The following is an 8,314-nucleotide window of genomic DNA, read 5'->3' as shown; positions in this document are numbered from 1 at the left end:
CCGACGTCAACGGCACCGACCACCGCAGCCACACCGAACAGGACGCCGCCATCGGCGACTACATCCGCTGGCGCAACCAGCGCGCCAAACCGAAAACGTCATTCGCCACCCGCTCCAAGATCCGCCATCCGGATTACCCGTTCAAGGCTGCATGACGGGGCACTAGTTGCTGGTGGCGACCAGTGCTGCGGTCATGTGGGCACCGATGAACCCGCCGGCGTCGGTGGCGCTAATCCGGGTCACGCTCTGACGATAGGGGGACAGGCGTCGCAACCGCTTCGGCTCTCGCCCGACTGGCCTATCGTCGAAGCGTTCGCGTTTCGCCCTGCTGTCGGGAAGGTGTTGCCATGGGCGTCCGCACCTGGATCGAGGGGTGGCCGGTCTATCGCCAGCTCACCGGCACTGATCCGCTCGGCCGTGGTGCCGCCGCGAAGTCAGCCCGTTCCGAGACGCTGACCGCGCGCACGGAGACGGCCGACTCGGTGGCCAGGTCGGTCTGTCCGTACTGTGCCGTGGGCTGCGGCCAACGGGTGTACGTCAAGAACGGCCGGGTCACCCAGATCGAGGGCGATCCGGACAGCCCCATCTCGCGGGGCCGGCTCTGCCCGAAGGGTGCGGCGAGCAAGAGCCTTGTCACCGGCGACCTGCGCCAGCAGAAGGTGCGCTACCGCCGGACGTACGCCACCGAGTGGGAGGACCTCAACCTCGACACGGCGATGGACATGATCGCCGACCGGGTGCTCGCAGCGCGGGACGAGACCTGGGAGGACGTGGACGACGCCGGCCGGCCGTTGCACCGCACCATGGGCATCGCCAGCCTAGGTGGCGCAACGCTGGACAACGAGGAGAACTACCTCATCAAGAAGTTGTTCACCGCTATGGGGGCATTACAGATCGAAAACCAGGCCCGCATTTGACACTCCGCCACCGTCCCCGGTCTGGGGACCAGCTTCGGTCGCGGTGGCGCGACGGACTTCCAGCAGGACCTGATCAACTCCGACTGCATCATCATCCAGGGCTCCAACATGGCGGAGGCCCATCCGGTCGGGTTCCAATGGGTGATGGAGGCCAAGGCGCGCGGCGCCAAGGTCTACCACATCGATCCGCGGTTCACCCGGACCAGCGCGCTCGCCGACTCGTACGTGCCGATCAGGGCCGGCACGGACATCGCGTTCCTGGGCGGAATCGTCCGATACATCCTGGAGAACGAACTGGATTTCCGGGAGTACGTCGTCGCCTACACCAACGCGGCGACCATCGTCAGCGAGGACTACCGCGACACCGAGGACCTGGACGGGCTGTTCTCCGGCTTCGACCGGACGAACGCCAGTTACGACCAGACCAGTTGGCAGTACGAGGGCCAGGAGCGCAACGCCGTCGCGCACGACACCGAAACGCAGCGGGAGACCGCCGCGGCGCTGCAGCACGAGTCGCACGGGACGGCGGTGGGCGGGGATGCCGAACGGGACGAGACCCTGCGCCATCCGCGCTGTGTCTACCAGATCCTCAAGCGACACTTCGCCCGCTACACGCCCGAGATGGTCGAGCGGGTCTGTGGCACCCCGCGGGAAAAGTTCGAGGAGGTCGCCCGGGCCTGGACGGAGAACTCCGGCCGGGAGCGCACCAGCATGCTCGTCTACTCCGTGGGCTGGACCCAGCACAGTGTCGGCGTGCAGTACATCCGCACCGGCGCGATCATCCAGTTGCTGCTGGGCAACGTAGGCCGTCCCGGCGGCGGCATCCTGGCCCTGCGCGGGCACGCCAGCATCCAGGGCTCCACCGACATCCCGACGCTGTTCAACCTGCTGCCGGGCTACCTGCCGATGCCGCACCACGCCCTGCATCCGACCTTCGACGATTGGATCAACGGCATCCGGCACCCGAGGCAGAAGGGTTTCTGGGGCAACGCGAAGGCGTACGCGGTCAGCCTGCTCAAGGCGTACTGGGGTGACGCCGCCACCCCGGGCAACGACTTCTGCTACGACTACCTGCCCCGAATGACCGGCGACCACGGGACCTACCAGCAGGTGCTGAACATGATCGACGGCAAGGTCAAGGGCTACTTCCTGCTCGGCCAGAACCCGGCCGTCGGCTCCGCGCACGGCAAGGCCCAGCGGCTGGGAATGGCCAACCTCGACTGGCTCGTGGTCCGGGACCTCTACCTGATCGAGAGCGCCACCTTCTGGAAGAACAGCCCCGAGGTGGAGACCGGGGAGATCGTGCCGGAGGAGTGCCGTACCGAGGTCTTCTTCATTCCGGCAGCCTCGCACGTGGAAAAGGAAGGCACCTTCACCCAGACCCAGCGGCTGCTGCAATGGCGGGAGAAGGCGCTCGACCCGCCCGCCGATTGCCGCTCCGAGCTGTGGTTCTTCTACCACCTCGGGCGGATCGTGCGGCAGAAGCTGGCTGGCTCCACCCGCCAGCGGGACCGGGCTCTGCTGGACCTCAACTGGGACTACCCAACGCACGGCGTGCACGCGGAGCCGAGCGCCGAGGCGGTCCTGCGCGAGATCAACGGGTACGAGGTGGCCACCGGCCGCCCGCTGTCGATGTTCACCGAGATGAAGGACGACGGGTCCACGGCCGGCGGCTGCTGGATCTACTGCGGGGTCTACGCCGACGGGGTGAACCAGGCCGCCCGCCGCAAACCCGGCCGGGAGCAGAGCTGGGTGGCCCCAGAGTGGGGCTGGGCCTGGCCGGCCAACCGCCGCATCCTCTACAACCGCGCCTCCGCCGACCCGGACGGTCGCCCGTGGAGCGAGCGCAAGGCGTTCATCTGGTGGGACGGGGACGCGGGGGAGTGGACCGGCCACGACGTGCCCGACTTCGAGAAGACCAAGCCGCCATCCTACCGGCCGCCGGCGGGCGCCGCCGGGGTGGAGGCAATCGCCGGAGACGACGCGTTCATAATGCAGGGTGACGGAAAGGGCTGGCTCTTCGTGCCAGCCGGCGTCCTCGACGGCCCGATGCCCACCCACTACGAGCCGGCCGAGTCGCCGGTGCGCAACCCGCTCTACGGGCAACAGGCCAACCCCATCCGCAAGGTCTACGACCAGCCGGTGAACCCGCTCAACCCAAGCCCCCCGGAAGCGTCCAGCCACGTCTTCCCGTACGTGTTCACGGTCAGTCGGCTCACCGAGCACCACACGGCGGGCGGCATGAGCCGTAACGTCAAGTACCTGACCGAGCTGCAGCCGGAGATGTTCGTTGAGGTCTCACCGGAGTTGGCGGCCGAGCGCGGGTTGACGCATCTGGGCTGGGCCCACCTGGTGACCTCGCGGACGGTCATCGAGGCACGGGTCCTGGTGACCGACCGGCTCACCCCGCTGCGGGTCGACGACCGGATCATCCACCAGGTCTGGCTGCCCTACCACTGGGGATACGAGGGTCTGAGCCGGGGAGACTCCGCCAACGACCTGTTCGGGATCACCCTCGACCCCAACGTGCTGATCCAGGAGAGCAAGGTCGGCACCTGTGACGTGCGGCCCGGGCGCCGGCCCACAGGGCCGGCGGTGCTGGACCTTGTCGCCGACTACTACAAGCGGTCGGGAAACCTGCTAGCCCACTACCCGCCGATCGTCACCACAGAAACCGCCAGCGGCCGGGAGGCCTGACCGATGCTCAACGCGAACAGCCTGTATGGTCCGCGCCGCGGATGGGCTTCTTCACCGACACCAGAATCTACGTCGGGTGCAACGCGTGTGAGGTGGCCGAGGCTGCCCAACGAGACGAGGGGGCACAGAGCCCAAGATCTCCAACCCAGCCCAGCCGGGCGTTGCCCTTGCCGAAAACTCATCCGCCCAGTTGGGAGCAGCTGTAAGCGGATCTTGACAGCGGCCGCAGGAGCGGGGTCCTCTCCCGACTGTCTCTCCCACCCGCGGCATGATGATCGGGTGTGCTGCTTCGATTGGCCTATCTCGGTGTGACGACTGCGTTCGCGTTACTGCGGCTGCTTCCGATGAGCGACCGGGACAAGGACGTGGAGATCCTGGCGCTGCGCCACCAGATCACGGTCCTGGAACGACAGCTGGGCAAGACCCGGCCGCGGTTCTCCCCCAGCGACCGGGCGTTCCTGGCCGCGCTGCTGCACCGGCTTCCGCTGGGCGTGCTCCATCGGCTCAGGCTGCTGGTGCGCCCGGACACGTTGCTGCGCTGGCACCGCGACCTCCTTGCGCGTCGCCACGCCGCCAAGTCCCGGCCAAAACGGCCGGGCCGGCCACGCACCGTCCGCTCCATCCGCGCCCTGGTGCTGCGCCTGGCTCGGGAGAACCCCAGCGGGTTACCGCCGCATCCACGGCGAACTGCTCGTCCTGGGGATCGAGGTAGCCGCCTCCACCGTTTGGGAGATCCTCAACGAGGCTGGGATCGACCCGGCGCCCGAGCGCACCTCCACCACCTGGGCCGAATTCCTCCGCAGCCAAGCCGACGCCCTGCTCGCCTGCGACTTCTTCGAGACCGTCACCCTGACCGGAGCGCGGTTGTACGTGCTCGCGGTGATCGAGCACGCCAACCGACGCGTCCGGGTCCTGGGCGCGACCGCGCACCCGACCTCCACGTGGGCAAAGAACCTCGTCATGGACCTCGAGGACGCCGGCTACCGGGCCCGGTTCATGATCCGGGACCGCGATGGGAAGTTCGCGACCCTGTTCGACGCCGTTCTCAAGCACGCGGGCATCGACGTCGTGCTCAGCGGCGTCCGGATGCCCCGCATGAACTCGATCATGGAACGCTGGGTGCAGACCTGCCGGCGTGAACTGTTGGACCGCACCCTGATCTGGAACCAGCGGCATCTCCTCCACGCCCTGAAGGAGTTCGAGGACTTCTACAACTCCCACCGACCTCACCAAGGCATCGCCAACGCCCGCCCGTTGTATCCGTTGCCCGCGCAGGTCGCCGACCCGAACAAGATCGCCCGCCTCGATATACGAAGACGCGATCGCCTCGGCGGCATCCTCCACGAATACCAGCATGCTGCGTGACCTGCGTGGACGAGGTTTTCGGCAAGCGCAAGGTCGCGAACCGGCCTGTCTACGTCGTGGTCGGCATCAGCCTCGACGGAGAACGTGACGTGCTGGGCATGTGGGCCGGCACCGGCGGGGAAGGCGCCAAGCAGTGGGCCGGATACCTCACCGAACTACGTAACCGCGGCGTCGAGGACGTGTTCATGGTCTGCTCCGACGGCCTCAAAGGCATGACAGACGCCATCGAACAGGTCTGGCCGCAGGCGGTGCACCAACAGTGCGTCGTCCACCTCGTGCGAGCCAGCCTGCGCTACACCAACCGCAAGGACTGGCACAAGATCACCCCGGCGTTGCGGGACATCTACACCGCCCCCACCGTCGCGGCTGCGGAGGCCCGTTTCGAAGCGTTCGCCGCCGAGTTCGGTGACCAGTACCCGGCCGTGATCCGGCTCTGGCGGACCTCCTGGCCGCAGTTCGTGCCGTCCCTGGACTACGACCACGAGGTCCGCAAGGTCCTCTACACCACCAACATCATCGAGAGCCTGAACGCCCGGTTCCGGCAGGCCGCCCGACGGCGCGGGCACTTCCCGACCGAGCAGGCCGCGATGAAGGTCCTCTACCTCGTCGTCCAGCAGAAACGTAAGGGCGGCGGGAGTATCACCGGCCGGGTCTACGGTTGGGCCAAGGCCCTCAACGCCCTGATCCTCGCCTACGGCGACCGGATCGCCATCTAACAACCTCGATCACACCACAGGCCCAACCACGGAAATCGACACACCCCCGGCATCCTCCACGAGTACGAGCATGCCGCATGACTGCGCGGACGAGGTTTTCGGCAAGTGCACGGTCTTACGGGTGTGGGCTACGCCCGCCTAAGTTCGAGCACAGGAATGGTGCGGACTCCAGCGGTTTGGCGTGCGTACTCGGCAAAGCCTGGGTAGCGCCGCGCTTGCTCGGCGTAGATGCGGTCGCGTTCAGCGCCGGTCAATTCGCGGACGGTCACCTTGTATGTCTCGGTTCCGCGCTCGACACTGCCGACACCGGCGGCGGCCAAGTTGCGGTACCAGTCCGGGTTGGTGGGTGCTCCACCCTTGGTTGCGAAGACGTAGATGATGTCCGGCTCGGTGTCGTGCGGGAGGTACATCGTTGGGTTGACGTGCTCCCGCCCGCTTTTGCGGCCGCGGTGATGCAACAGGACCAGCGGAGCGCCCTCGAAGTTCCCGCCAACCCTGCCCTCGCTTGCTCGGAACTCCGCGATGGTCTTCGCGTTCCAGTCGAGCGTGTCGCTCATGTCGAACTCCAGTCGTTCGCGATCTCGGGATATGCGCTGGGACCGGGTGATAGAAGGGCCAGCGGCCGTTCCCGACGATTAGGCCTTTGACCTGGTACTTCATGGTAGCTAGGCCCTCATCCCGGAACTGGGGGGGGAGACGAGCAAACCGGCCGGCTACGACACCTTTGCGTGGGCGTCCACTGCTCAGATCGTGTCCGGCTCGGCGAGGACGTCGGGTGGCAGGGCCAGGGTCGCGCCGGCGATGTTCTCGCGCCAGGTGGGCGACCGACGAGGTGCCTGGGATCAGCATAATGCTCGGCGAGTGCTGCAGCAGCCAGGACTGGGTGGTGACCGCCATCGAGGTCGCGCCACCCGCTTGGCGACCGACTCCAGCACGTCCGACTACAGCGGGAGAAGCCGCCGAGCGGGAAGTACGGCACGTACGCGATGTGCGTTCAAAGTCGAGGCACTAGTACGGTGCCGGGCCGCATCGCGGCCAGCAGACCGTCGTCGAGCATCAGTTACCGGCTGTCATTGTCCCCGTTAAGGCACAGGCCGACGAACTCGCTGACCGCGCCCAACTCTACGACGGTGTCGTGGGCGGTATAGGGCACCCCGTCGAGGGCGTCTAGGGATAAGGGTCGGCGGGCCCAGACATGCAGCGCGGGGTAGCGCCCGCCCGACGCGTGACCAGGGGGCAGTGGACCGTCGGAGAAATGATCGGACACTCCTGAGCCCGGGCGTTTGCCGACATGGTGCCCGCGCGCTTTGTTAGCGTGGCCGTGTTGGGCCTTTGTCGCCATGTTCTCCCCCACAGACGATCTCGTGGCATACGCAACCAACGATGAAGGGGTCTGCGACATGAAGGCGATAATGTTTGACACATTTGGCGGCCCCGAGGTGCTGCACGTGGCCGACGTTCCTATGCCCAATCCAGGACCGCAGCAGGTGCGAATCAGGGTACATGCGAGCGGGATCAACCCGGTGGATTCCACGATCCGATCCGGTGCAATGCAGGCCAAAATCCCGACCACTTTGCCGGCAATCCCCGGCATCGACGTTGCCGGCGTCGTCGACGCGGTCGGAGAGAATGTGACGGATGTTGCGGGAGGCGAGCCGGTGGTCGGTTGGGCCGACCCCCCGGCTGGTTCGTACGCCGAATATGCCCTGGCCAGCCAGATTGCTCGCATACCGACCGGGCTGTCGTTCGCCGATGCGGCCACGTTGCCCACCGCTGGTGAGGCCGCCAAACGCGTCTTGGACCTACTGGGGGTACGAGCTGGAGAAACCGTGGTCATCCACGGGGCCAGCGGGTCGGTGGGGACCATCGCTGTTCAGCTGGCTGTTACCCGCGGCGCAACGGTCATCGGCACCGCGAGCGAAGACAATCAGGACTATGTCCGATCGTTGGGCGCCATCCCGATGCTTTACGGTGAGGGCCTCGTCGACCGGGTTCGTGCATCGTCCCGGCAGGTCGACGCCGTGTTTGACGTGGCCGGTAAAGGCGCGCTCCGCGACTCCATCGCGCTGCGTGGAGGAACCGACCGGATCATCACCATCGCCGACCCGGCCGCCGGGGAGCTAGGCGTAACTTTCAGTGCTGGCACGCCGAAGGACTGGTCCTCGGGCGATCTGGCCGGGTTGGCGGAGCTGGCCGCGCGCGGCGACTTGACCACCACGGTAGCTGGCACCTATCCACTTGAACGCGCCGCCGAGGCACAACGCCTTAGCCAGGGTGGCCATGTTCACGGCAAACTCGTGCTCATCCCCCGGAGCTGAGAAGGCGCGCGAAACGGGAGCGAGCACCACGAGGTCAATCACCGGGATCGGGTGACGGCCTCTCACCTGCCTAGTGTTCTGTCTCAGTTTTGACTAGCCGTTTGCTGGAGGGCAACTCGTCCACGTCGGACTTTGGCCAGGATCGATTCGGCTGTGGCGGTCCAGACGAACGGCTTCGGGTCGTCGTTGTGCATGCGCAGGTACTCCTCGATGGCGGCGACGAGGTCGTCGATGCTGCGGAACACGCCACGACGGATCATCTTCTCGGTCAGGTCGGCGAACCAGCGCTCAACCAGGTTGA

The 8,314-nt window shown here is 66.7% G+C and carries 5 protein-coding genes and 1 pseudogene; 4 read left to right on the top strand and 2 right to left on the bottom strand.

Going from position 1 to position 8,314, the window contains the following annotated elements:
- Positions 1-347 precede the first annotated feature (347 nt).
- The 3 genes from fdh (at position 348) to DKL51_RS24765 (ending at position 5,695) form a co-directional block, all read left to right on the top strand.
- Positions 348-3,614, top strand: coding sequence for a formate dehydrogenase (fdh, locus tag DKL51_RS24775; protein ID WP_148097838.1), 3,267 nt, complete (start codon positions 348-350; stop codon positions 3,612-3,614).
- Positions 3,615-4,169: 555 nt separating this feature from the next.
- Positions 4,170-4,979, top strand: a complete 810-nt coding sequence (locus tag DKL51_RS35855) for an integrase core domain-containing protein (protein WP_243422775.1) — start codon at positions 4,170-4,172, stop codon at positions 4,977-4,979.
- A 5-nt stretch (positions 4,980-4,984) separates the two neighbouring features.
- Positions 4,985-5,695 (top strand): IS256 family transposase, encoded by a 711-nt coding sequence (locus tag DKL51_RS24765; protein ID WP_260428658.1) that lies wholly within the window; start codon positions 4,985-4,987, stop codon positions 5,693-5,695.
- A 128-nt stretch (positions 5,696-5,823) separates the two neighbouring features.
- Here DKL51_RS24765 and DKL51_RS24760 read toward each other — a convergent pair whose 3' ends face one another.
- On the bottom strand, positions 5,824-6,252 hold the full coding sequence (locus DKL51_RS24760; RefSeq protein ID WP_109947953.1) for a nitroreductase family deazaflavin-dependent oxidoreductase: 429 nt from the start codon (positions 6,250-6,252) through the stop codon (positions 5,824-5,826).
- Positions 6,253-7,095: 843 nt separating this feature from the next.
- Between DKL51_RS24760 and DKL51_RS24750 the strand changes: the two genes are divergently transcribed.
- Positions 7,096-8,013: an NADP-dependent oxidoreductase gene (locus tag DKL51_RS24750; RefSeq protein ID WP_109947954.1), complete on the top strand. Its 918-nt coding sequence runs from the start codon at positions 7,096-7,098 to the stop codon at positions 8,011-8,013.
- An 83-nt stretch (positions 8,014-8,096) separates the two neighbouring features.
- Here the strand turns inward: DKL51_RS24750 and DKL51_RS24745 are convergent.
- A pseudogene (locus DKL51_RS24745) lies at positions 8,097-8,314 on the bottom strand (IS630 family transposase); the annotation flags it as partial.

The sequence above is a fragment of the Micromonospora globispora genome (assembly GCF_003857015.1).
GTDB classification, from domain to species: domain Bacteria; phylum Actinomycetota; class Actinomycetes; order Mycobacteriales; family Micromonosporaceae; genus Micromonospora; species Micromonospora globispora.
Note: the sequence above shows the minus strand (reverse complement) of the source record. Positions and strands in the feature narration are given on the sequence as shown.